27 protein-coding genes and 1 pseudogene are annotated in these 23,173 nt (G+C 43.6%); 14 read left to right on the forward strand and 14 right to left on the reverse strand.

The features are described 5' to 3' along the window. Positions 1-854: hypothetical protein (locus LYNGBM3L_RS11755; protein ID WP_044492810.1), on the forward strand; the 854-nt coding region annotated here is incomplete at its 5' end. A gap of 76 nt (positions 855-930) precedes the next feature. Then, positions 931-1,185 (forward strand): hypothetical protein, encoded by a 255-nt coding sequence (locus LYNGBM3L_RS40440; protein ID WP_008182940.1) that lies wholly within the window; start codon positions 931-933, stop codon positions 1,183-1,185. 118 nt (positions 1,186-1,303) lie between these two features. Here the strand turns inward: LYNGBM3L_RS40440 and LYNGBM3L_RS11760 are convergent, their stop codons facing one another. Then, positions 1,304-1,861: an alpha/beta hydrolase gene (locus LYNGBM3L_RS11760; protein WP_008182942.1), complete on the reverse strand. Its 558-nt coding sequence runs from the start codon at positions 1,859-1,861 to the stop codon at positions 1,304-1,306. 252 nt (positions 1,862-2,113) lie between these two features. After that, entirely contained in the window at positions 2,114-2,743 is a 630-nt protein-coding gene (locus LYNGBM3L_RS11765) for a Crp/Fnr family transcriptional regulator (protein WP_008182944.1), read from the reverse strand. Between the two features lie 209 nt (positions 2,744-2,952). On the opposite strand from LYNGBM3L_RS11765, the gene LYNGBM3L_RS11770 reads away from it, so the two are divergent. Next, positions 2,953-4,008 carry a sirohydrochlorin chelatase gene (locus LYNGBM3L_RS11770; RefSeq protein WP_008182946.1) on the forward strand — a complete coding sequence of 352 codons (1,056 nt, stop codon included), beginning with the start codon at positions 2,953-2,955 and terminating at the stop codon, positions 4,006-4,008. 2 nt (positions 4,009-4,010) lie between these two features. Here the strand turns inward: LYNGBM3L_RS11770 and LYNGBM3L_RS43320 are convergent, their stop codons facing one another. Continuing rightward, positions 4,011-4,175: a hypothetical protein gene (locus LYNGBM3L_RS43320; RefSeq protein WP_154659757.1), complete on the reverse strand. Its 165-nt coding sequence runs from the start codon at positions 4,173-4,175 to the stop codon at positions 4,011-4,013. Between LYNGBM3L_RS43320 and LYNGBM3L_RS45660 the strand changes: the two genes are divergently transcribed. The 3 genes from LYNGBM3L_RS45660 (at position 4,156) to LYNGBM3L_RS11780 (ending at position 5,835) form a co-directional block, all read left to right on the forward strand. After that, positions 4,156-4,398, forward strand: coding sequence for a hypothetical protein (locus tag LYNGBM3L_RS45660; protein WP_131826832.1), 243 nt, complete (start codon positions 4,156-4,158; stop codon positions 4,396-4,398). The two genes, LYNGBM3L_RS43320 and LYNGBM3L_RS45660, sit on opposite strands and share 20 nt — an antisense overlap. A 7-nt stretch (positions 4,399-4,405) precedes the next feature. Then, positions 4,406-4,642 (forward strand): regulatory protein SipA, encoded by a 237-nt coding sequence (sipA, locus tag LYNGBM3L_RS11775; RefSeq protein ID WP_008182949.1) that lies wholly within the window; start codon positions 4,406-4,408, stop codon positions 4,640-4,642. 113 nt (positions 4,643-4,755) lie between these two features. After that, positions 4,756-5,835, forward strand: a complete 1,080-nt coding sequence (locus tag LYNGBM3L_RS11780) for an MraY family glycosyltransferase (protein ID WP_044492818.1) — start codon at positions 4,756-4,758, stop codon at positions 5,833-5,835. A 79-nt stretch (positions 5,836-5,914) separates the two neighbouring features. Here LYNGBM3L_RS11780 and LYNGBM3L_RS40450 read toward each other — a convergent pair whose 3' ends face one another. Continuing rightward, complete coding sequence (locus LYNGBM3L_RS40450) at positions 5,915-6,184, reverse strand: hypothetical protein (RefSeq protein ID WP_131826833.1); 270 nt, start codon at positions 6,182-6,184, stop codon at positions 5,915-5,917. A 603-nt stretch (positions 6,185-6,787) separates the two neighbouring features. Here LYNGBM3L_RS40450 and LYNGBM3L_RS38250 point away from each other — a divergent pair. After that, a complete protein-coding gene (locus tag LYNGBM3L_RS38250) occupies positions 6,788-7,690 on the forward strand; it encodes a hypothetical protein (protein ID WP_008182953.1) in 903 nt (300 codons plus the stop codon). A gap of 37 nt (positions 7,691-7,727) precedes the next feature. After that, positions 7,728-9,572 (forward strand): pentapeptide repeat-containing protein, encoded by a 1,845-nt coding sequence (locus LYNGBM3L_RS11790; protein WP_008182955.1) that lies wholly within the window; start codon positions 7,728-7,730, stop codon positions 9,570-9,572. Positions 9,573-9,961: 389 nt separating this feature from the next. Here LYNGBM3L_RS11790 and LYNGBM3L_RS11795 read toward each other — a convergent pair whose 3' ends face one another. From LYNGBM3L_RS11795 to LYNGBM3L_RS40455, 8 genes and pseudogenes are all read right to left on the reverse strand, one after another. Then, positions 9,962-10,675 carry a DUF2259 domain-containing protein gene (locus tag LYNGBM3L_RS11795; RefSeq protein WP_044492821.1) on the reverse strand — a complete coding sequence of 238 codons (714 nt, stop codon included), beginning with the start codon at positions 10,673-10,675 and terminating at the stop codon, positions 9,962-9,964. Between the two features lie 133 nt (positions 10,676-10,808). Continuing rightward, complete coding sequence (locus LYNGBM3L_RS11800) at positions 10,809-11,225, reverse strand: helix-turn-helix domain-containing protein (RefSeq protein WP_008182959.1); 417 nt, start codon at positions 11,223-11,225, stop codon at positions 10,809-10,811. 579 nt (positions 11,226-11,804) lie between these two features. Beyond that, a complete protein-coding gene (locus LYNGBM3L_RS11805; protein WP_008182961.1) occupies positions 11,805-13,256 on the reverse strand; it encodes an MFS transporter in 1,452 nt (483 codons plus the stop codon). Between the two features lie 599 nt (positions 13,257-13,855). Beyond that, the gene (locus LYNGBM3L_RS11810) at positions 13,856-14,617 is read right to left on the reverse strand and encodes a class I SAM-dependent methyltransferase (protein WP_008182965.1); all 762 of its coding nucleotides are present in this window, start codon (positions 14,615-14,617) and stop codon (positions 13,856-13,858) included. A gap of 106 nt (positions 14,618-14,723) precedes the next feature. Further along, positions 14,724-15,584: an AAA family ATPase gene (locus LYNGBM3L_RS33890; RefSeq protein ID WP_008182967.1), complete on the reverse strand. Its 861-nt coding sequence runs from the start codon at positions 15,582-15,584 to the stop codon at positions 14,724-14,726. Positions 15,585-15,634: 50 nt separating this feature from the next. Then, on the reverse strand, positions 15,635-16,804 hold the full coding sequence (locus tag LYNGBM3L_RS11820; protein ID WP_008182969.1) for a LeuA family protein: 1,170 nt from the start codon (positions 16,802-16,804) through the stop codon (positions 15,635-15,637). A 105-nt stretch (positions 16,805-16,909) separates the two neighbouring features. Then, a pseudogene (locus LYNGBM3L_RS11825) lies at positions 16,910-17,113 on the reverse strand (recombinase family protein); the annotation flags it as partial. Further along, entirely contained in the window at positions 17,038-17,325 is a 288-nt protein-coding gene (locus LYNGBM3L_RS40455; protein ID WP_131826834.1) for a hypothetical protein, read from the reverse strand. The pseudogene LYNGBM3L_RS11825 and the gene LYNGBM3L_RS40455, both read right to left, overlap by 76 nt. A 455-nt stretch (positions 17,326-17,780) precedes the next feature. On the opposite strand from LYNGBM3L_RS40455, the gene LYNGBM3L_RS45020 reads away from it, so the two are divergent. After that, positions 17,781-18,035: a hypothetical protein gene (locus LYNGBM3L_RS45020; protein WP_161603152.1), complete on the forward strand. Its 255-nt coding sequence runs from the start codon at positions 17,781-17,783 to the stop codon at positions 18,033-18,035. A gap of 152 nt (positions 18,036-18,187) precedes the next feature. Here LYNGBM3L_RS45020 and LYNGBM3L_RS43325 read toward each other — a convergent pair whose 3' ends face one another. Continuing rightward, positions 18,188-18,349 carry a hypothetical protein gene (locus LYNGBM3L_RS43325; protein WP_154659758.1) on the reverse strand — a complete coding sequence of 54 codons (162 nt, stop codon included), beginning with the start codon at positions 18,347-18,349 and terminating at the stop codon, positions 18,188-18,190. Positions 18,350-18,577: 228 nt separating this feature from the next. Here LYNGBM3L_RS43325 and LYNGBM3L_RS34855 point away from each other — a divergent pair, with 228 nt between their 5' ends. Both LYNGBM3L_RS34855 and LYNGBM3L_RS11835 read left to right on the forward strand, forming a co-directional pair. Further along, complete coding sequence (locus LYNGBM3L_RS34855; RefSeq protein ID WP_008182974.1) at positions 18,578-18,910, forward strand: hypothetical protein; 333 nt, start codon at positions 18,578-18,580, stop codon at positions 18,908-18,910. Beyond that, positions 18,907-19,242 carry a hypothetical protein gene (locus tag LYNGBM3L_RS11835; protein ID WP_008182976.1) on the forward strand — a complete coding sequence of 112 codons (336 nt, stop codon included), beginning with the start codon at positions 18,907-18,909 and terminating at the stop codon, positions 19,240-19,242. The genes LYNGBM3L_RS34855 and LYNGBM3L_RS11835 overlap by 4 nt, the downstream gene beginning before the upstream one ends. Positions 19,243-19,383: 141 nt before the next feature. Here LYNGBM3L_RS11835 and LYNGBM3L_RS11840 read toward each other — a convergent pair whose 3' ends face one another. Further along, positions 19,384-19,788, reverse strand: a complete 405-nt coding sequence (locus LYNGBM3L_RS11840) for a Spy/CpxP family protein refolding chaperone (protein WP_008182978.1) — start codon at positions 19,786-19,788, stop codon at positions 19,384-19,386. Between the two features lie 224 nt (positions 19,789-20,012). On the opposite strand from LYNGBM3L_RS11840, the gene LYNGBM3L_RS11845 reads away from it, so the two are divergent. The 3 genes from LYNGBM3L_RS11845 to LYNGBM3L_RS50345 all read left to right on the forward strand — a co-directional run bounded on the left by LYNGBM3L_RS11845 (position 20,013) and on the right by LYNGBM3L_RS50345 (position 22,741). Next, a complete protein-coding gene (locus LYNGBM3L_RS11845; protein WP_008182981.1) occupies positions 20,013-21,251 on the forward strand; it encodes a sensor histidine kinase in 1,239 nt (412 codons plus the stop codon). 253 nt (positions 21,252-21,504) lie between these two features. Continuing rightward, positions 21,505-22,152: a response regulator gene (locus LYNGBM3L_RS11850; RefSeq protein WP_044492827.1), complete on the forward strand. Its 648-nt coding sequence runs from the start codon at positions 21,505-21,507 to the stop codon at positions 22,150-22,152. Between the two features lie 391 nt (positions 22,153-22,543). Beyond that, positions 22,544-22,741, forward strand: a complete 198-nt coding sequence (locus LYNGBM3L_RS50345) for a hypothetical protein (protein ID WP_044492812.1) — start codon at positions 22,544-22,546, stop codon at positions 22,739-22,741. The last annotated feature ends 432 nt before the right edge of the window (positions 22,742-23,173 follow it).

The following is a 23,173-nucleotide window of genomic DNA, read 5'->3' on the forward strand; positions in this document are numbered from 1 at the left end:
CCACCCCCAGCCAAGTCGTCCCATCCCAACCACCTGCCGAGAAGGAACCTACAAAGGAACCGACATCTGCTCAGGTCTCAGCAGCTTCATTTCCCGTTCCATCGAGTTTGGAGTCTCAGGCATCTACCTCGACTGATAACATCAGCAAAGACGCAGCACTAAATAATTCTGCAAGTACTGAATCTTCTAGACCAGCAGCAAGGTCCCAAACTCAGAGTCAGGAAACCTCTCAAACCCAACAGCCTTCTGATGCTAGGACTCAACGTTCACATTCTCAACCCCTGACACCCCTAACTCTGAAAGTTATTCAAAATCAGGAGCAGTCATCTTTTGAGGAACCAACATCTTCACCTAAACCAGGAGAGGATTCTAGCAGTTTTACTACAGCTTCACCGTCACAGGAAGTGATTGATGCGTCAAGTGACAGGTCAAAACCAACACCGGCAGCAGCCTCGACTGAGGAGGTTAACGTTATGATGTCAATGTCTAGTCAGATCAGTACACCGGTTAATCAAAATACTAGTAATCAAGATACTAGTGCTAGCTCCAATTCAGGTAGCTCAATTCCAGTGTTTTCTACAAGTACCCAATCAAACTCGGAACAAAGGGGACCTCAAGAGAATAATCCTACTTCAGCTCTACCCAGTCAGGGTTACCGGATTTTGGTAAATGCTGAGAGTGAGCAGCAACAAGATTTAATGCGATCGCTAATTCCCGATTCTTTCCTGACCTCCTTTGAAGGAAGAACTGTGATGCAAGCCGGATTGTTCACAACCCTCGAAAATATTGATCGGGTGCTGAAATTACTCAGTAGTTATGGTTTGAGCACCACTATTGTGCCTCTGAATTACTGATCAAACCAGGGAACAGGGGTAAGTTATCAGCTATCAGCACCTCAAGTATCAGCCTATGGACTACTTGAGGTGCTAGTTGAGGTGCTATCAGCCAAAGGCCAAGGCCAAGGGTAAATCCCCAGACTTTGAATTTTATTTTAAGCTGACGGCTGACAGCACCTCAACTAGCGTGAGCCATTCGCGTAGCGTGGCCATAGGCCAAGGCTCACGGCTGAATGCTTACGAACTGGGAATGGGGAACATTAAACAGCAATGGTTTGACCAACTACAAGGGAACTTAACACAGTCGGAATTTTCAACACTATGGGACTTGTTTCAACAGGTATATTAACTACAGTCATAGTTATTTGAGGTGTTTTGCCCAATTAATGTTTTATAATGTTTTTTATAATGTTTTTTCTATTTTAAAGGGATTCCACAGAAGTTAGGATATTGAGCATCTCTGTTCACTATCTATTGAATATAATAAATTCCCGGAGCAATTCTAAAAGCTCTGATGAAATCTCATGACCCATATCTAATTCTCTGTACTGCACTGCTGCTCCCAAGTTGAGCAAATAATCTCGTAACCGGTTAGCAGCAGTTAAAGGAACAACCGTATCTTGTCTACCATGAACAATTAGAATGGACGGCAAGGATGAATCAACCTTTTGAGGGGTTCGATGCATATAGCCACTCAATAAGGCTAAACCTGCCAGGGGTAAGGTTAACCCTACATCTAGAGCCATTGCCCCACCTTGAGAAAAGCCACACAAAATTGTCGAGGACAGGGGAATACCTGTAAAACCTTGGAGAGAATGGAGCCAGTAGTTCAAGCGCTCTTCGCTTTCTTCTAATCTCCGATAGTCGTCTCTTGACAAGTCGTACCACATTCTGCCACCAGTTACCTGAGGGTGACTAAAAGGAGCATCGGGAATTAAAAATTGGGTGTTGGGCAAGTTTAACAATGGCACTAGAGATGCCACAGCTTGAGCATTAGCACCCCAACCGTGTAAAGCTACGACCAATCGTGCTGGTAGTTGACCGTTTGCTGGTGGAATTGAAATCGCTTCGAGAGACAGGCCTCTTACTCCTGAAGAACACAAGTGATCAGGATTCCAGATAGATGGGCTGAACTAGCGCACATTGAAGCTCTCCCCTAGGGAGTAGGTTTGAGGACTTAATCGGGGCTGCAACGCCACATCAGCCGAATAGCTAACTTACTTTATGCCGCGCTTTTCTAGTTTCAGCCCAAGATATCTGTTAATCTGAGCATAATATCACCAATCTGCTACATTTGTAAAGCTGTCGTGCTTTAGGATAATGTGGCGATCGCTATCAATAGTAATGGCTCCCTCATTCTTGAACTTGCTGAGCAGTCGGGTAACTGTAACCCGCGTCGTTCCAATCCCATTAGCTAAATCCTGATGAGTAAGACGCATTCCAATCCGAATACCCTCTGCTACTGGCTCACCAACTTCCCGTTTTAACAGCAATAGTAAATGTTGTAAGCGTACCTCAACCCGGCGCTGACCCGAGATTGCTAACAGGATCTCTGTCTGTCGCATCCGACGCACTAGTTGGGGTAAAATAGTTTGGGCTATATAGGGAGAATTGTTGATTTCGGCTAAAGAATACCATTTGAGACGGACATCAGTTAGGGCGATTGCCTGATAACTTGACAGCACAGAAAACCAATTGCCAAAGAATGCAGAAGACTCTGCCCAACCCAACCATATCTCCTCCCCTTCTGGGGAAAGGGTACTCAGCTGGACTCGGCCTTCGTCTACCTCCCAAACACCCTGTGCTACTAGAGGGATATGCTCACCCCTAGCGTAGAAATGCAATCGGCGTTTAACCTTTGGCTCTTGCTGCTTTCTCTGTAGAATTGCTCTCGAAAATTGGTGCATAGGGGCAACTCTGGTGGATACTTTCCCTACCTTAAGGCAATAAGGTAAAGGGTCGGTAATCAAGAGATTAAGCCATTACACAGAGGAACAAGATCGATGTTACCTCTGAGTCATTGTCCTTAACCTGCCTACCACTAAAATGCCCTTTATAAAATTAATTATGTAAGTATGACGTAGAAGTATGAGCTATGAATGATCAAGGATGAAGTATGAAGATCGATGTCACAGATGAGTCATTGTCCCTATCTCCCCTACCGCTAAAACGCCCTTTATTAATGGTTGGTCACGGCACTAGAGACCCCGATGGGCGTCAGACTTTCCTTGATTTTGCCCACACCTATCAAACCTTGAACCGTTCTCGGCCAGTAGTGCCTTGTTTTTTGGAACTGACTGGTCCAACTATTCAACAAGGAGTAGAGAGTTGTGTCCAGCAGGGTTATACAGAATTGACTGTATTACCGATTTTACTGTTTGCAGCTCGCCACAATAAATTTGATGTTACTAACGAGTTAGACCGGGCAAGGGCAAAATATCCCCAAGTCAAATTTCACTACGGGCGTCATTTTGGAATTACTACGGGAATTCTGGATTTATGGCGGCAACGGCTTGCCAAACTTGACCAACCCCAACCAGAGTTACCCGTTAGCCAGTTGAACGGTGAACGTTCCCATCTAGAACCTTCAACACAACAACCTCTAGCCTTAAAAAAGGACACAGTACTTCTATTTGTTGGTCGTGGCTCCAGTGACCCTGATGCTAATGGTGATGTTTACAAAATGGCTCGCATGCTCTGGGAAGGCAGTGGCTATAAAACTGTGGAAACCTGCTTTATTGGCATTACCCATCCTCGGTTAGAAGAAGGCTTCCGTCGCGCCCGACTCTACCAACCTAAGCATATTATAGTACTTCCTTACTTCCTATTTACCGGGGCTTTAGTAAAAAAGATTTTTGATATCACAGCTCAGCAGCAGAAACTTTATCCAGAGATTCCCTTGACCTGTTTACCAGAAATGGGAATTCAGCCTCAGCTGCTATCTGTGCTCAGGGACCGAGAAATCGAGGCTCAGTTGGGGCAAGTGCAGATGAATTGTGAGATGTGTAAGTTCCGCCTAGCAGCGATTGGTAATGGTGCTGACAACGGACACTCCCACCACCATCACCACGGGCATCACCACCACCACCACTCTCACCAGCATAATCACAATACTCCAGACCCCTATCAAGATTTGGAAAAATACCACCAGCGTATTTGGCAAGCACCCTAGGCTTAACAGGTTGAACGCGATCGCGTGGCCTTTTGGCCAAGGTTAACAGGTTGGCTGGTTGAAGGTTGAAGGTTGGCTGGTTGAAGGTTGAAGGTTGGCTGGTTGAAGGTTGACAGGTTTAAGGTTAACAGCTTGAAGGTTAACAGCTTGAAGGTTAATCCAGACAACCTCCAACCTATACTACAAGGGACGCCTGGGCAAGAACAACATTCAACCAAAGAACCTACCCTACACCGAACGCCAAAGGCGAACAACCCCATAACCTTCAACCTTCAACCCCATAACCTTCAACCTTCAACCTTCAACCTTCAACCTTCAACCTTTAACCCCATAACCTTGGCCAATAGGCCACGCTTCGCGAACAACCTTCAACCCCATAACCTTTTTTGACTGACCAATGTCTCAAGACTTTAACGTTGGCGATCGCGTAAGAGTAATTACATTACCACGCTACGTCAAAACTGCTGAACCAATGCCCATGTTACGACCTCCTGATGTGATTAAAGTTGGGGAAGAGGGAGTAATCCTCGACCGACGTCCAGGAGGATACTGGGGTGTTCGCTTTTCTAGAGGAGCATTTCTGATCGATAGTCAGTACATTGAGTTAGTTCAGGAGGAAAATCCAAACCCCTAAATGCTAATCGCTTTTTCCTGCTGATGTGCTTCTGCCCATGTACCTTATTTACAAGATGAGCTTAATATTATCCATAGCGATTACAATTTTGCAGTCTGAACGTGACTTGGGAGATAGATGTGTACAGCTTCCTACAGTCCCTCGGAATTGCCAACCCTAGGGGAAGTGGCTGGCTGGCAGTCATATTAACTTTCGGATTGGCATGGGCAGTGACTAGATGCTTGATGCCAACTTTACGCTCATTTGCCTTGGAGGTTGGTTGGGCTGACCAACCCAATGCTCGGCGGCTTAACCAAGAACCCTTACCCAATGCAGGAGGCTTAGCTATCTATACCGGAGTCGTAGCTGCACTGGTACTAGCTACTCTCCTTAGACCGATTGTCATCGAAGGGGTGTTAGCTCAAGTGCTGACTATTCTCCTGGGGGGCTCGGTTCTGGTACTGGTAGGTTTTATTGATGATCAATTTGGTTTGCCTGCCTATGTACGCTTGTCGGTTCAAATTATTGCTGCCCTGTTGTTAGTGGCTAGTGGTGCAGGGATTAAAGCCACCTTCGGGACTCCGATTGATGTCCAACTCTCCATGTTACTTACGGTTCTATGGGTTGTGGGTATTACTAATGCCATTAACCTTATGGATGGGATGGATGGTTTAGCAGCAGGGGTCAGCTTTATTACTGCTATGAGCCTGTTAGCGGTTTCAGCTCAGTTTCCCAGTCGTGCCGCAGCAACATTGCTTCTGGCAGCCCTAGGGGGGTCAGCTCTTGGCTTTTTGCGCCATAACTTCCATCCTTCCCACATTATTATGGGAGATGCAGGTGCGTACTTTTTCGGGTATGTACTAGCTGCCAGCAGCATTTTAGGGTCTTTAAAAGTGACTACGGTATTTGCCCTAGTCCCTCCAGTAGTGTTTTTGCTATTGCCAGTTCTAGATACTACTCAGGTATTTGTGCGACGGTTGATCAATGGTAAAAACCCTCTAACTACCCCAGGTAAAGACCACCTACATCACCGCTTGTTAGCCTTTGGTTTTTCCCAGCGCTATGTTGCCCTTATCCTTTGGGGCATTACCTTAGTGTCTAACTGGCTAGCGATGAAACTACAAGATATGACTCCTAGGGTGATCTATGCCACGACAGGGGGTATCATTTTGCTGTTAGGCATTACTGTTTTGCAAAGAATTAGAGCGAAATGAAGCGTTGCCCAATTGTGGAATGATTCAGGGTAATCGGTAATTGGTCATGGGTCATGGGTAATTGGTAACTGACCCAACTCTACTTGGTATCCCAAACGATAGTCAGCAATGCCCTGGTCAGTGCTGGCAAGAGCAGCATGTGCGTAGGGCGTAAGCTGACTACTCTTGCTCTGGAATTGAACGGACAATCAGCCCGCATTCCACCATCTTCGCGATAGCAAGTGGTGGTTAGGGCGCAAGGGAAGTGGGTTGGCATTTGTGGTATAATTTGCTTAACTACTTTGGCACTATTACCCTCCAGACCAAGAAAGCTGGGAATTAAGGGTAGATATAAGACCGATGTAGCCAAGTTCGTAACTCTTAAGTCTTGGTGTCGCCCGATTAGAAAAGTAGGGAGCTTGCGCCAAATAACGATACATAACCAAATACAGAATTTGTTTCTATAGGCTCTAGCCGGAAATGAGAACGAGGTTCAGTATGGCAAAAGTCCCTGCTGTTCACCGAGAAGCGCGGTTTCCGAGTATACGGGTAGCTGTCTCTATCGAGAAGAGTGTCCTACTTGGATACCACCACCTCGCCCTTAGGCAGGTGGTGGTGCTTCATATATTAAGATATATTAAATTGTCAATTAAATTGACATATTATACGAGACCGCTGCTAAAATAAATTGGGGGTCAGACCCTACATAATTTAATTGGGATTAAATGATATAATATGCATTTTATTATTATATCCCGATTAAATCACCTGCTTTGAGGCGATTTGCTAGCAACAAAGCCGCCCTCTTCAGTAAGCAGCAAGACTACCGCAATTTAACAGATCACTTATTGATGCAAAGCGCGAGTAGGGGTTTCTCCCAAGACCGCTTAGGTGCCCTTGACCCGTAATTAAATTCGCCACGGGTCGCACCTCTGCATCGCTTTACCCAATTTCTTGCTTGCAGCGGTTAAAGATGACCAATTACCCCTTAATTAATCTCTTACTACCAGCTGTAGTTATCTCCAGCACGATATTTTCTAGTTTGACCTTACCGTTTGTTTTCAACAAATCAAAACCAATCGTTGTTGAAGTTAAACCGTTTTTCAACGTCGAACTTAAACCTATCTTCCATGAAGACCATAAGGATTTAGCAATTCCTTATCTTGGCGTTGCCATCCTAGTGAGTGTGTTAGCTGGTCTTGGCACTGTTGAAGTGGGAAGGCAATGGCAAAAATACCAAGCATCAGTCAGAGAAAACAACAGACAACTCCTCCAGCAGATCCAATCCCTCAACCAAGCCGAATCCGAACCAGAGGATGAACCAGATGTTCCAGAATACCAACCAGATGTTTCAGCAATAGCTCTTACCCAGACCGATGATTGGGTCAGAGGTCGAGCACTAACTCCTCCTAACACTCAATCGTTTGCTGTTGAACAACCCTATGGTGTTGTTGCAACCAATAAAGTTATTCAGTTTAAACGGAATAGAGTAGCTCAAACTAGAGGGATGGCTGTAAATGCCAACCAACTCAAGTTTTACCCTGAATCCCAAAACAATAATTCAGTTCAACTCGGAGCTTCCCCTGTTCCTGCTCTTGCTCTCCTTCAGGATTTGGAATTATCCTCCAGTCATATTATTAAATCCCGTCAGGATTACCAAATCTGCTGGATTAACGTACCTCATTTAAGCAGACGCTTATTAGCCATTAACGTTGATGGTCAATACTACAGTTTTTTACGATTAGAAAAAACCCAAGAACAACTGATCGCTATCTTGTCTAAGGTAGCTGATCAGCTGGATAAAATAGTAATTACTCATATCGATAAAGGCTATGTAATTTGGAATTGGGAACAGGAGGTATTATCTAATAATTAATTTGGAATATTTTTAAATTTAAACTATCGTAAACAATATGAATACTGAGGACATTCAGTCACAATATTCTCTTGGGGAAAGAGATTTTAGTGGAGCTGACTTAAGTCAAGTCAACCTCAGCCAGGTAAATCTGGAACGGGTAGTTTTATGGCGAGCCGACCTGAGTCAAGCAATTCTTACTGGCACTAATCTCAGTAGCGCTGATCTCTGGGGAGCTAATTTGAGGGAAGCCGACTTAAGTCAAGCTGTTCTATGTGGTGCTAATCTGGGTCAGGCAGACTTGAGCGAAGCTATTCTACACTTAACTAACCTCCATACTACACTATACAATTTTTCCACTCAGTTTCCGCCAAATTTCGACCCTACCAAGGCAGGAGCTTATTTAATTGCCCCCGAGGCTTTACTAACAGAAGCTAAATTGAGTGGGGTAGATCTCAGTGATACCAATTTAAGCGGTGCGAATTTGACTAGAGCTGACCTGTGGAAAACTAACCTCAAAGGCGCTGATCTCAAACAAGCTAATCTAACCCGTGCTTGCTTGATTGGGGCTGACTTACAGGATGTTGACCTAACAGGAGCTAATTTGAGCCGCTCCAATCTGATGGGGGCAAACCTGAAGGGTGCTAAGCTTCTAAATGCAACCCTGAGCGGTATACTCTACGACGAAACCACTCAGTTTCCTGAAGATTTTGACCCAGTGAAGGCAGGAGCACATTTAATTGCTCCTGGTGTATCTCTACCAATGGCTAACCTGAGTCAGTCAAACCTCAGTGGCGTGGACTTAAGCGAAGCAGACTTATCCCAAGTTGACCTGAGTCAGGGTCACTTTTTTGGTATATCTTTGCTTAGAGCTAATTTAAGGAAAGCCAATTTAAGAGGAGTTCAATTCTGGGAAGCGGATCTACGAGAAGCCGATCTACAGGAAGCGGATTTGCGGGGAGCGGACTTATGGTTGAGCCTAATTAGTGGCGCGGATTTCAGGGGAGCAGATTTAAGGAGAGTTAACTTGTTTGGAGTAGATCTGTCGGCCACTAATCTCGAAGGGGTTAACCTCAAAGGAGCAATTTATAACCAACAGACTCAATTTCCTGAAGATTTTGACCCCACAGCCCATGGCGCATATCTCATTGCTCCGGATGTGTCTCTGTTTGGGCTAAATCTTCAGAGGGCTGACCTCAGAGGAGCTGACTTGAGTAGGGCAGATTTGAGCAAAGTCAGCCTGTTCGGGGCAGATCTTTTCTCGGTTAATCTCGAAGGAGTCAATTTGCTCGGAGCGCTCTACGATGAAGCCACTCGATTTCCGGAAGGGTTTGACCCCAGCCAACACGGAGCCTACTTAATTGCCCCCGGTGTATCATTTTCAGATCAAGAGTTAAGTGGGACTGATCTCGGGGGAGCTAACTTGAGTAAGGTAAATTTGCTTGGTGCAGATCTGCGCTGTGCTAATCTCGAAGATGCTAAATTTGAGCGATCGCTCTATAACCAAACTACTCAATTTCCGGAAGGGTTTGACCCTAGTAAGTTGGGAGCATATTGCATTGTGCCTGTTGCTTCCCTGTCAGGGAAAGATTTGAGTGGAGTCAACTTAGGAGGAGTTGACCTTAGTCAAGCTGACCTAAGTGGGGCTAATCTCAGTCAAGCTGACCTTTGGGGGGCAAACCTGAGTCAGGCAAACTTAGCAGGGGCTAATTTGACAGGTGCTGACCTGTTAGGGGCAAATTTAATTGGTGCTGACTTAACCAAGGCCACTCTAAGTGGTGCTAATCTCCATGGGGCACAACTTAAGGATGCTAAACTAGCTGGGGTAGACCTGAGTGATGTTGACTTGAGCAATACCTTTATCAGTGGGGCAATTATGCCTGATGGTACGCTTCACCGCTGAGCTGTTAGAAGGCAAAAGGCAAGCCTTCAGCTATCAGCTATCAGCTATCAGCTTATGCGCTACGCGCACGCTACGCGAACAGCTTATGGGGAAAGTCTCAGCGTCGTTCGCACAGCGTGGCCATTCGCGTAGCGTGGCCGAAAGGCCAAGGCCAAAGCCTGTGCCACAAAGCATCTCAAGTAGCGTGGCCAAGGGCTTTTCCCCAGACTTTAAATTCTGATTAATCTCGAACTATTAGGTGCGACCCGTGGCGAATTTAATTCTTAATGGGTCAAGCCCACCTTTAAATTATCATGTTTGCCCACGCTACGGAAGGTTTATTTTGAGCTGTTCGCGAAGCGTGAGCTAAAAGCTCACGGCTGACAGCTGACGGCTGAATGCTACGTAGTTTAGATGGGAAAACTCTGAACAAAGGTTGTCTGAAAGTCAGCGTTATAGGTGGCTTGGTGGAGATTGATCAGTACAACTATGTTCTGTCTATTGGGGGATAAACGAACTTCTCTGATGGAATATTTCCTGATAGCTTCACGGTAATTGTTCAGTTTACCTAGGGTCAGTTGGCGATAATTGTAATTCATGACTAGCTGCATTGAAGCCCGGTCTATATCAGACATTCCTCCAGATAAAACCGAGGGAATATAAATTTGTTCTAAACGAATCTCTAGTGGGTCTTTTTCTTTATCCACCAAGACCTTAACCGTCTCAGTGCCATTAGGTTCAATGGAACGCTCAATAATTGGCAGTTTTAGTCCTACTTTTAGTTGATTGAGTCCTAAGCTCCGTCTTATTCTTTGGGTTTTCCTTAGTAAGCTATCTTCAGCGTCTTTAGGAGTGAGATTGGAATCCGAGTAGTTATAGTTAGTTTCTAGACAACCCTTCTTGACACAAGCGTTAGTGGCTACATCGATAATTTGGATTTTGGCAGTAGGAACCTTTGTGACATGGTTTCTAGCACTTTCCAGATAAATATAGTTGCGGCTATCTACGGAAAAACCTGACAATCGACGATTGGTTTTGACAATAAGTGCTAATCCCTCCTCCCCAAGCAATAGTAGGAAGAAGCTAGCAATCAACAAACTTGAATATAAATAAAAGCGTTTCATCCGATCACCCATACCCTTTCGACTTCCCTAATCCTTTAATTGGTATTTTCCATACCAGTGAGGATGTTTCTCTGGAGTATAGCGTTTCCTAGTCTAATCAGGTAGATGTCTAGTCAGGTAAGCTGTTACCAAATCAAATAACTTTAAAATCAGAGATAGTCTCAATCCACACCCTTGCTCCACATTTGAGGGGATCATCGGGGCGATACATCACTCGACAGGGCCCATTGACTTCCACGGTATGACCATAAGTGTTTTGAGAGCCTCGTTTGACGGTAATCACAGGGTTGCGCTCTCCCGTCGTGAGATTTTTCCGAATTACCCTTTGATTAACATGAATCACAGCCTTAGTGTACTCTCTGCGCTTTGACCAGTTCCGCTTTGGACCGCGAGTGCCAGGAGTAACTACTGGCATGCCATCAAACAGAGGAATCACCCAAGTTCTACCCACTTTATAGGCTCCTTTCACTCTGCCTTTGCTCAGAAGGTAACGGACGCGAGTGGCGGAAACACCTAGTAAATCGGCGGCTTGTGCGGTAGAAATCATCATGGGTGGTTAACCATTGCGTTAACGATACTGTTAATATAACAGAATTTTGGAGAAGATGCAAGGAATAGGATTTTAGGTATTAATTACTAGGTCTAGGTGCAGGGAGCAGGGAGCAGGGAGCAGGGAAAAAATTCTGTATAGTGCGTTCGCTTTTAGCGTGGCCTACGGCCAATCGCGTAGCGGCTCTTTTGGAGCATCCCGTAGCGTGACCTATGATCAATCGCATTCGAGGCAAAGCGCCTCCGTTGCGGCTTTCCAAAAAACTATTGCATTGACGCATCAATAATGACTGTGGGTGGCCACATCAAAGTTAATTATTAGCTACAGTAAATGCGTTCGCGTAGGGTGACCTATAGTCAATCCCATTATCAGTCAAAGCGCCTAGTTCTGGGTTTCCAAAAAACTATTGCATTGGCGCACCGATAAATCCATAGGGGAGATAGTTTTTTGATAAAATAATAATATCATGTCCGGATAATTAGTGATAAAAAACCTTCTGGGATTACACCTTACTCTTTTACTTCTGCCTTCGATTTCCGCCTAGTGTAAGTATTCAACCGGACATGATATTAAAACTAATTAAGTCCGATTTATTCTTAGCCTTTGATTTTGCCGCTGCCATAGGAATCCACATATAACTAGCCCAATCACAAGAATTGCAGAGACAATGCGAAAACTTACTTGTTCTCCAAACACTAAAGCCTCAACTGGCGCTGTTGTCACTGAAAATTGGGTGTCTACTGGGAGTTGGCTAGCAGATAAGCGGGAAAACAGAATTCCAATCAGCGTTATACCCATAACCTGACCTAAGGCTTGTGAAAAGAACCAGAGTCCAGAGGCAACACTGAGATATTGTGGAGGTATGCTGCCCATAATCGCACTTTGGTTAGAAGGTTGGAAAAAACCGCAACCGATTCCAAAGGGGAGCATGCGCAATAAATAGCCCTTAACCGTCAACTCTTGGCTAAAGGTGCTGATTGTCAAGCAGCCGATCAGTAATAATGTCATTCCGATCGTACTAATGCTTCTTTCGCCAAAACGATCGGCCAGGTATCCAGCTACAGTACCTACACAGATTGCTAATATAGGCAGCACCGCTATCAATAATCCTACTTGTTGTTCGGAATAATGCTTAACGAGTTTTATAAAAAAGGGCAAAATGAACATGACAGCAGTGGCAAAAGCATAGTAAATTAAACTTAGCAGTAGACGGAAACTTAATTCCCGCGATCGAAATAAACTCAGGTTCAGCAATGGTCGATCTGATTGCTTCTGAGACCACAAAAAACTAACGCAACCCATTACCGCGATCACAAATAAAACCCAGGTTATTTTGCCATCTAAATCCTCTCCTTGTATGCGTGTTATTCCCAGGAATAAACAAGTTAACGTTATCGCTAAAATCAATGCTCCCCAAAAATCAAAATCCGCATCTGACCTATTGCTACTGCCCCTGGGAACTGCCAGCATCGCTAACACTATGCCGATGGAACAAATTGGCACATTAACCAAGAAAACTGAACGCCAACCCAAGTGCTCTATCAGCACTCCTCCTGCCGTCGGTCCCAATGATACGCCCACCCAACCCGTGCTAGTAATAATCCCCAGGGCTAGTCCTCGCTTGGCATCAGGGAACACTTCAGTCGCGATCACGGGCGCTAGGACTGCAATAAACACAGCCCCGATTCCCTGAAATATACGTGCTGCAATCAATAAGTTAATTGTAGTGGCGATTCCACAGATCAATGAACTTATGGTAAATGCTGCGAGTCCGATCATATAGAGCCATTTCTTGCTCCACATATCCCCCAAGCGAGCCACACAAAGCACCAGGATCGCCAGCACCAGAAAATAACTCATAGGAACCCATTCAACAGTGGCAAAGTCGCTATGCAAATCTTCTACCAGTGTTGGCAAAGCCAAATTGACAATATGAACATCTAGGGAGAACAGAAACGTTCCTAAACTCACAGCCAATAAGACCCACCATTGTTTAGAGATAGCTGTTTCACTGGCTTCTTGACTTTTCATATGCTCTCACAAATAGTTATTTTGGCTCTTTGGTACTTACTAGATCAATCCTAAATGAGTTGTACAACAAAAGCTTATTCAATTCTTTACTAAGTAGGTGGGTTTAATTATCCGTCAAATAGCGATTGATAGTCACAATGTTTAAAACATCTTGACTACAGTTTTCCAGCTTCATTCTGGAATTCGGAGTTTTAACGTTTATTTATGCCCACCTACTTATCCAGTAATTTTAGCGCTTATCCTCCAGAAGAGTTGCACAAATAATTTAGGCTCAGTCTACACCAACAGCCATTGGACCATACCATTGACTATACCATTTACGAAGCTCTTTACTCGTGGCACCAAAAGGAGGTTTATCTTTTTGCTCCAGAAGATGAGCAACCATTGCAGAGCTACGTGCACAGAGGAATAGTCCTGTTCCATAGGGTGGCATCCAGGGTTATTTCATTCTGGATCTAGGTAACGAGTTTAAAGGCTTTCAGCCATCACATACCTGAATGCTCGAAGGCTGAAAAGACGTATCCTCGTCAATGCATAAAATATTGCAATTTAGAATGAAACAGCCCTGCTCTAATATTTATCGGGCACCGACAGAAATTTTAATTTATCCGACCAACTCTCATGTGTAATGGCCATTGAAATAAAATTTTCCTCTCGGGATCGCCCCAAGCCTTGACTAGACGCTTGGAGAATTCTAACATTGGTTCGTGGGATTGAACATAAATCATTTTTTGAACAGCAGACACACTATTCAAATATCCAAGGAATTCTTCCATGTTCCATTGGCATTCCATTGTGAAAATAGGTGTTTTTAACTCAGCAAAAGGGAAAGGAATGGTTTGATACTTTTGAATAAGTAGTTTTATTTCTTCAGCTCCAAACTGGTCAAAGACAGTAGTAAAAAAATCTCTCAACATTTGCTTCAAATGTTCTTCTTCTCGGAGCAAATTAAAATACCAGTATCCCCAGATAGCAATAATTCCTCCAGGCTTAGAAATCCGCTGAACTTCCTGATAAAATTCTTCCAGATTAAACCAATGAACTGCTTCGGCAACAGTTATTAAATCTATAGATTGATTCGCTAGCCCAACTTTTTCTGCAACTGCCAAAGAATATTTAATCTTATCATGATTAAATGCATAACTAATTTGCTTTTCGCTAGCATCTGTAGCATAAATTTTTTGAAAATGAGATGTTAATCCCAAGGCTACTTGACCATTACCAGTTGCACAATCCCAAGCAGCTTTACATTCGGTGACTTGAGTAGCTAAATACTCGAATAAAGCTTCTGGATAATGAGGTCTATAGTTTGCATAATTATCTGCTTGCTTCGAGAAATAGTCCTTAAATTGTTTGACCAAGTTTCTTCTCCTACGAACTTTCGCTCTCCTCCGACGCCAAGACCCGCCGGTTCAGTATTCTCTAGCAACCCGGTTTCTTAACCGATGCTCTAGCTTGATGATACCCTCAACCAGACGAGATAAAACACTGAACCTCTTGTGCAATCAAGTGAGGAGCATAGCCAGTTGTATTAATGAACAGAGTTCGACTTGGGGCTAAATCTTCTAAAATGGATCTAGTTTCGTATGGATTATAGTTGCATTTTTCTGCAACAATAATCTTTAAGCAATCTCGTAATTCATGTATGGAAAAGTAACCTTTATTCACTTTTGCTAGGATCTCTTGTGTTTGTTCATGGGCAAAAAGATTGCTATACTCTGGTATCCCTAATTCAGCAAAACTACTGATTTTATTTTCATTGTAATTAGATTTTATTGGGCTAGATTGCGCAATGCGATCAAACAAATCCTTACGAGTTAACAGGCGTTCCAATCGGACATAGTTAGGAGCTTCCAAAACTAAAAACTTAGCTTTTGGTATAATTTTGATTGCGTATTTTACCTCCTGCTTTCCTCGCAAACCATCAAAAAGTAGCGGAAAGCAAAGTTGAGACGGATTAATCTGTAATTTGCTCAAAATATGGACTATTCCCTCAGGAAAAAGTTCCTTATAGCGACGGGTATAGGAGAAGCGTGTAACACGGCAGGTAATATCATCTTCTTTTTCTGCTCCATCGATCTGCATCACCGTCGGAATAATAAATTTATCAGTTAAAGTACGACGATTAGGAAACAGCGTAAAGTTTAGCTCTGTATCGGATAAAGCATTGATAAGTGTACTTTTACCGACTCCCGTCAACCCAACTAAAATAAACAAGGGCTGTTCAACAAGCGGCAGCCAGCCATCAACCGCTGATAATCCGTATCTAATCCCAGAGCTCAACTCTATAGACTCTATAGACTTAGTTTGTTTTTGGTTTAATGGCATTATTAGTAAAGTGTTATAGACCTAAGCATTCTTCACTCAAAGTGAGAATATTATTCACAATTATCAAAAGCAAAACATTGATTAACTATGTGGGGCAATTCGTTGTCAATATCAATACCAGTCCCTCGTTTAGCCAGCACTTTAACCTCATTGAGAATGCAATTCATTAAAACCCTATTATTGGTCACTCCCTCTTGACCAATTTGTTCCAGAGCTAACTCAACTGAAGCTCTGCCCGATTGCATTCCTAATGCTAAGTTATTTTTGTTTGTCAAACTAGCAAGAGCTAAACTTTGGTAAAGCATCGGATCTTTAGCAATTGCTTTGACGTGAACCCCAGCATAGTGAGTGAACGCATTTTTTCCCATAATGGGTAAAATAGGCGGAATTGAAATATGGGAATATTCACTCACAATATGGTATAGATCCTTAAGATAGTTAAACTCCCAAGGCAATTCTGATTCAACCATCTCGCCCAAATTGACCAACAATGTTGCTAAATCAACAATACCAGCACGTTCTCCTAACCCCATCACAGTTACATCGATAATGTCTGCTCCAGCCTGGTAAGCATCAAGAGCATTAGCCAGTGCTAAACCTCTATCATTGTGACAATGAACAGCAATTTTAGGATATAGCTGTTGTCCAGCTAGTTTTTCCTTCAAAGTTTTGACAAAATACGAGTAACTGCGATCGTTCTTAAATGGAGTAGCATATCCTGTTGTGTCTGCGATGCTAATAATATCTGCGCCTGCTTGTACCGCAGCGCTTGCTACTTCAATAACTTGTTCGATTGAGGTACGTGTCGTATCTTCTGGTGTATAGCGAATTAATAGGTTTGGGTTTTGTGCTTTGGCATAGCCAATAACTTCCACCACTTGCTCAATGGCATTTTCGATTGTAATTTGGTAGTCACGCTCTAAACGGTGATTGGCAACACTCAAGAAGATACCCAAAAAATCGATTTTACAATCTAATGCTTTTTGAACATGATCGATGCGACAAAGAGAGTGAGCACCAATCTTAGCATTCAATCCCGCATTAGAAACCAAGGCTACAGCTTCACAAATTTCAGGATCAACAGCAGGATTTCCTACTTCAATAATATCAATACCAATTCGATCTAAAAGTTGAGCAATTAATAACTTGGTTTCAGGGGAAAAATAAACACCAGGAGTTTGTTCTCCTTCTCTTAGGGTAGAGTCAAGAATCTGCAACATTAAGTTAAAAAATATCCTTTTCTGGTAATTAACTAAGCGTAGTCAAAACTTGCTTCCAGGCTTGAGGGCATCATAGAATTAAATGCAGTCGTTTTCAATATGAGCATGGAAAATCAGTTTACCACTACTGGGGTCAGTGGCAATGGCTTCTGTGAGGCTTTGTAGCTCGATGCCTCTGTTAGACAGGGTTTCGACCATCTCAATTAAATCTTTGAGTGAGCGTCCCAACCGGTCTAAACGCCACACCACCAGTACATCTCCAGTTCGGGCGATGGATAGGGCTTGTTGTAAACCGGGTCTGGCAGCATTACTACGACCGAATCTGGTTTACTCGTATTCCCTCGAAGCACTGCACCCCTTGATGACTGCCATTTTCTAAGATGTGTCAGGCAGTCAGGATAGATAGTCCCTGAAAATGAAAAATTACCAATCAAGTCGTTCAGGTTTCTATTCCGAACATACAGTTGCTCTGGATTGAACCTGGGTCCGTCAATATCTGTACCAATATATCGATATCCCATGTTATATTAGTATCTCCTAAGGTATAACTAAGCTTAGATTTATCTCTCAATTCAGCTCTACAACCCAGTGTCGAGGTAAAACTTGAAGCCCAGATTCACTTGGCTTGATTGCTTATAAGTGTTCACTACATACTTGACTCACTTACTAGTCAAATTAGTACCACTATCCTCACCCAAGACCAACATCTGGTTCAAGCTAGACATTCTTCCATATCCTCAATACTTCCCCAGCTTCATGGGGAAAGCATTTTTCTTCATAAATCTTAAAATAGGTTGGTGGCGATCGCCTATTTCCTGAATTTTTACTTTATAAATGCTCTGTTTGAGCAAATATATAGTTTTTAACCTCCCCAGCTTCAATCTACATCTTCTTACTCTAGAATGATTTGCCCTGCACAATGTAGGGGATGATCCGGGGGATACATTACTCTAGATGGTCTATTGACTTCCTTTGTATGACCATAAGTGTTTTGAGAGCCTCGTTTTACGATAATCAACAGCGTTGCACTCCCCTTGAGATTGTTGCAAATTACCTTCTGATTAACCTGGATAACAGTAGTGGTAATCTCTACCCTTTGAGCAGTTCCAAAAAACTATTGCATTGGCGCACCGATAAGTCAAATGGGTGGCGACATCTGTGGCTAATCGTATTAATGACTAATTACAGTAAATGCGATCGCGTAGCGGCTCTTTTGGAGCATCGCTTTTAGCGTGGCCTACGGCCAATCGCGTAGCGGCTCTTTTGGAGCATCCCGTAGCTTGACCTATGGTCAATGCCATGATCAGCGCCTCGGTTCCAAGTTTCCAAAAAACTATTGCATTGGCGCACCGATAAGCCAAATGGGTAGCGCTATAGCAAATTTCAGGCAAATACTTGATATTTGGCTAAAATTACCATAATATCATAAATAGGTTGATACAGCAAGCCCACCGAGACGAGCCGTAACCAACCGGGAGCGAGATGCCAGACCCATAGCTTTGCCCGGCAAGGTCTGCCACTGGCTCTTGCAATCAAGAAGGCCACTTATTTGAACTTCCCCATCCGTCGCAGGAATAGGGATTCCCAGGCACAACCTAATTGGCTGTTATCGACCTGGGCGTAACTTTCCCCCGCACGGTCGGTAGCTGGTAGGGTCAATACCCAGTTTTTTTTTGAGACCCTTATTTTTTATATTAACACTATTTAAAATTCATCCCCGACCTAAGAGGACGGGGTATTCTTTTCCCTTTAAAACTCTCTCCTTCGAGAATAATGAAAAATTATCCAAAGAAGGATCCACAGACACACAACCCAAGTTGTGCCAAAGCCCAGGTCGATGGATATCAGCAAGCTCTTAGGGATTTTGGCATCACTGAATTACTCGCGAAGCTCAGCCATTGCAGTGAAACTGGCTTCCATACCAGGCTACCGATCCAGCCTATTGAAGCTGATGCTATTGCTGCAGTGCTAATTCAGCAACTCACTACCAGTCTCAACCCTAGCTGGCTAGCTCCCTATCTCCATGGCTTTCAACATCACCAAGGAGTAACAGATATAGCCTGGGAAAACCATTTGCTTTCTTTAGCGCTGGAGGTGGCATCATGAACAAACCTGATGCTTCCTTAACTCAGGCCAAGCAAGAGCTAATTAAACAATACAGCTCCTGTCAACTCGGGATGACACCAAAGGAATTCTACAGCAAATGGCCCGTGACTCACTCAATGATGGCCATGATTTGCTCCCGTTCGGTAGCGACAGTGGGGCGCTGGTTTAGCCGGGGTCGTAATTATCTGCGGCCTCAACCATCGGATTTGCGTCATCTGGCTCTGATGGATTTTTTGTTGGAGCACTTTGAGGAGATTCCCGTTCGCGTAGCGTGGCCTTTGGCCTTAGAACTGCGGAACATGCTCTGTCCCCCAAATCACGATCAGTGCTGACAGCTTGACCGCTGATAGCTGAATGCTTACAAGAAAACTTGTCAATTGTTAATGGTTTTTAGATTAACAATTGACAAGTAACAAGTTAGATCGAGAGAGTTGGTAATTTGTATTCCAAGAGATAATCTATTCCTAGAAAAATCACCTTCCAAATCCGCGCTTACCTCGACGTGAGCGCATTTCTTGACGAATTTGTTGGCGCTGTTCCTCGGTGAGAATACCCCTCATATCTTCTCGTGCTGACTTGTGAATCTCGCGCATTTGGTCTCGCTGCTCTTGAGAGAGATTCATACCCTCCCTTGCTTCTCGGAGTTGACGGCGCAGTGTTTTTATAGTTTGGAACCGCCGTTGTTGCTCGGGAGTGAGAATATCCTCAATTTTAGCTTCAGTATTGTTACGGATGTTTTCAAACTGCTCTTTTTGCTGGTTAGTAAGGTTAAGTTTGGATAAAAATGGAGGCATTCCTTCGGCGTTAACTGCCATGGGAAAAGTAGTGAGGGTAATTGCTGCGATACCTGCAAATAGAGAAAAGCGTTTGATGTTCATGATGTTCACTCTTTAGCTATTTATAAGTATGTATTTTGTGATCTGATTTCTGTTTGATGTCTCTATCCTAAAAACGGAGAGGGTGAAACCACATGAGGCAAAAGACCTGAATTCCTCTAGGACTTTAGTCCTGGGCTAGATATGACCAATGGGTCTTGCGTTACCTTCGACACATGGATTAAGGTTGTTGGTTGTTTGTTATTGGTTGTTTACAAGAATCGTGAATGCGCCATCCTATTCACATTACTAACCACCCAATTCGATTTCTGCTCTACCTGGAGTGGATACTGCTGATCATTACCGCTTTGGTGGAATTACTAAAACTTCCTTTTCCCCCGCTACCTAGGTCGCCACTACTCAATCTTGTTTTCCTGGGAGTATTTGGGTTAATGGGATTGAGATTACCAACAAATCAGCCTATTTATAAGATACTTTACACCGCCGCCGAAATTGGGGTAATTCTCTTAGCGTCCATAGTGGGACACATTCGGCTGTTGCAACTGATGTTAATTATATTAGTTGTTCGCAACTGTTTTATCTTTGAGTTCCAAGGTCGCTTAGTGATGACTGGATTTGCGCTGATATTATTCCTAATGAGGCAAATGGTTCGATTTCAGCATCATGCTCTGAGGCATCGTCCTCCCTTTAGACCACCTCCTGTGTTCAGACCACCACCGACAGGGTTGATTCCGGAGCGATTACTATTTATCTTATTGAGTTCTGTCTTGATATTTGTATTGGTTTTAATCGTTTTGCAGCTATTAGTGGATGCTGTACTATCAGAACGAAAAAGTCGGGAAGACCTGGCACAGGCTAATGCTCAACTGCGTCAATATGCCCTCCGGATTGAAGATATTGCTACGCTGCAAGAACGTAACCGTATTGCTCGGGAAATTCATGACTCCTTAGGACATTCTTTAACTGTATTCAATTTACACTTGGAAGCAGCTTTAAGACTATTACAATCTGACCCGGCTGAAGCCAAAGAATTTATATTAGAAGCGAAACAACTGGGTAAAACTGCTCTGAAGGATGTACGTCAATCCGTTGCTTCCTTGCGTTTAAATCCTTTACAAGAGCAATCTCTAGAAAATGCGATCGCATCCCTAATCGACGACTTCCAAAAGTCCACAGCCATCTCACCCACATACCATCTTAACCTAAAGCGTTCAATCCCTGGCGACATCAAAATCGCAGTTTACCGTATTGTCCAAGAAGGGTTGACAAATATCTTTAAATATGCTAAACCTACTGAAGTAGACATCCAAATTCAGACAGCAACAGATTTACAATTAATTATTAAAGACAACGGCATTGGATTTTCCCTCAACCAGAACACAACCGGTTTTGGTTTACAAGGAATGCGAGAACGCACCCAAGCCTTAGGAGGAACCTTTAAAATTGAGACAGCACCAGGAGCTGGCTGCAAAATTATCGCTCATTTTCCCTTACCAAAGGTTTAATTTATATAGCAATCAGCAATCAGCAATCAGCAATCAGCAATCAGCAATCAGCAATCAGCAATCAGCAATCAGCAATCAGTTATCAGCAATCAGTTATCAGCAATCAGCGGTCAGCAATCAGCGGTCAGCTATCAGCTATCAGTTTATGCTTACATGAGCTTTTACCCAGACTTTCAATTTTCATTAATCTCGAACTATTAAATTATCCCATTTGAGGTTGATTTTCAGCTGACAGCTGATAACTTTATTAATGATGATTCGTATTTTACTCGTAGATGACCAGAGTCTAATTCGGCGTGGATTAAAAGCCTTGCTGAAGTTAGAAGAAGACTTACAGGTAGTCGGTGAAGCCGAGAATGGACAAACTGCAATTAGTTTGGTAAAAACTTTACAGCCAGATGTTATACTAATGGATATTCGGATGCCTGTCATGGATGGCGTCGCTGCCACTCGGGAAATTTGTCAGCAATTCCCAGATACAAAGGTATTAGTACTAACTACCTTTGATGATGACCAGTACGTTACCCAAGCCATACAGTGCGGAGCAGCCGGATATTTGCTGAAGGATACCCCTCCAGAAGAATTAGCCCAGTCAATTCGAGCGGTGCAAAAAGGTTATACTCAGTTAGGCCCTGGTATAGGCAGAAAAGTCGCTGCTCAAATGCGAGACCCAACTCCGAGTCCACCTCCGGGTTGGGATGAACTAACTCCCAGAGAGCAGGAAATTTTACGACTAATTGCTACCGGTGCTAGCAACCGAGAGATTGCTCAGACGTTGTATATTTCTGAAAAGACCGTGAAAAACCACGTTACTCATATTTTGAGTCGGTTGAATGTACGCGATCGCACTCAAGCAGCAATTTTAGCAAACTCCATGTTTGTAAATTTTAATGATAACTGATTATTGAGCTAGCATTTGTAAGCTGTCAGCCGTCAGCTGTCAGCTGTCAGCTTTATGAATTCCTGACAGCAGACGTAACAGAGATTAAAGCAATCCTTGCCTCTTTTATTCAAAAGCTGTTCCCACCTATAGCAATCTTAAATCATTTGTAAAATCACTGGACTTGTTAAAAAATAGCTCTTTTTCCCTTATGATCTGACTTCTGCCTTCTGCCTCCTGCCTTAAAGCAGCAAATTTATTTCACGAATCAGATAGGACTGCTATAAAGTAGCACTTATAAATAGCTCATAAACAATATTGCTGATTTCTGATAACATCAAAATATTTATTACTGTTCCCTGTTCCCTGCTCCCTGTTCCCTGTTCCCTGTTCCCTGTTCCCTTTACTATATATGAGTTCCTCTTCTCAATCTGAAACTTTGATAATTGCCTACTTTTTTGGCGCTCTTCTCGCTATCACCGTTATGGTTTACTTGCTCAGAGGTTTTGGTATTCTTACCTTTCTTCCTGGTGGTATCCTGTGGCTATTGATCTTGTTATCGATTGGTACAGGTCTAGTTTATGGGGTTCAGAAAACTCGACGTTATTAAGGGAATAGGGAGTAGGGAGTAGGGAGTAGGGAGTAGGGAGTAGGGAGTAGGGGTAAGAAAATTGACTGTAGCTAAGCATTCAGCTATCAGCGTGTCGCGTATCAGCGTGTCGCGTATCAGCCTTGGCCTTTGAGCCACGCTACGGGAATGGCCACGCTACTAGATCGGTACTTTGTGGCATAGGCTTAATGCCTGTGACGTAACGCTGACGGCTGTTCGCGAAGCGTGAGCCTTGGGCTCACGGCTGATAGCTGAATGCTTTCGCTTCGGTCGTCAGCTATCAGAATTTCGGGTATCAGCGTTTTGAGGATTTTTCCCTGAATACTAATCTAATCGCGGCCTTCAGCTGATATGATGTCAGGATAATTACCCTTAATCGAAATCTCCCCATCTCCCCATCTCCCCCAACCTCCCATCCTCCCCGCGCCCCCG

The sequence above is a fragment of the Moorena producens 3L genome (genome assembly GCF_000211815.1).
Classification (GTDB): Bacteria; Cyanobacteriota; Cyanobacteriia; order Cyanobacteriales; family Coleofasciculaceae; genus Moorena; species Moorena producens.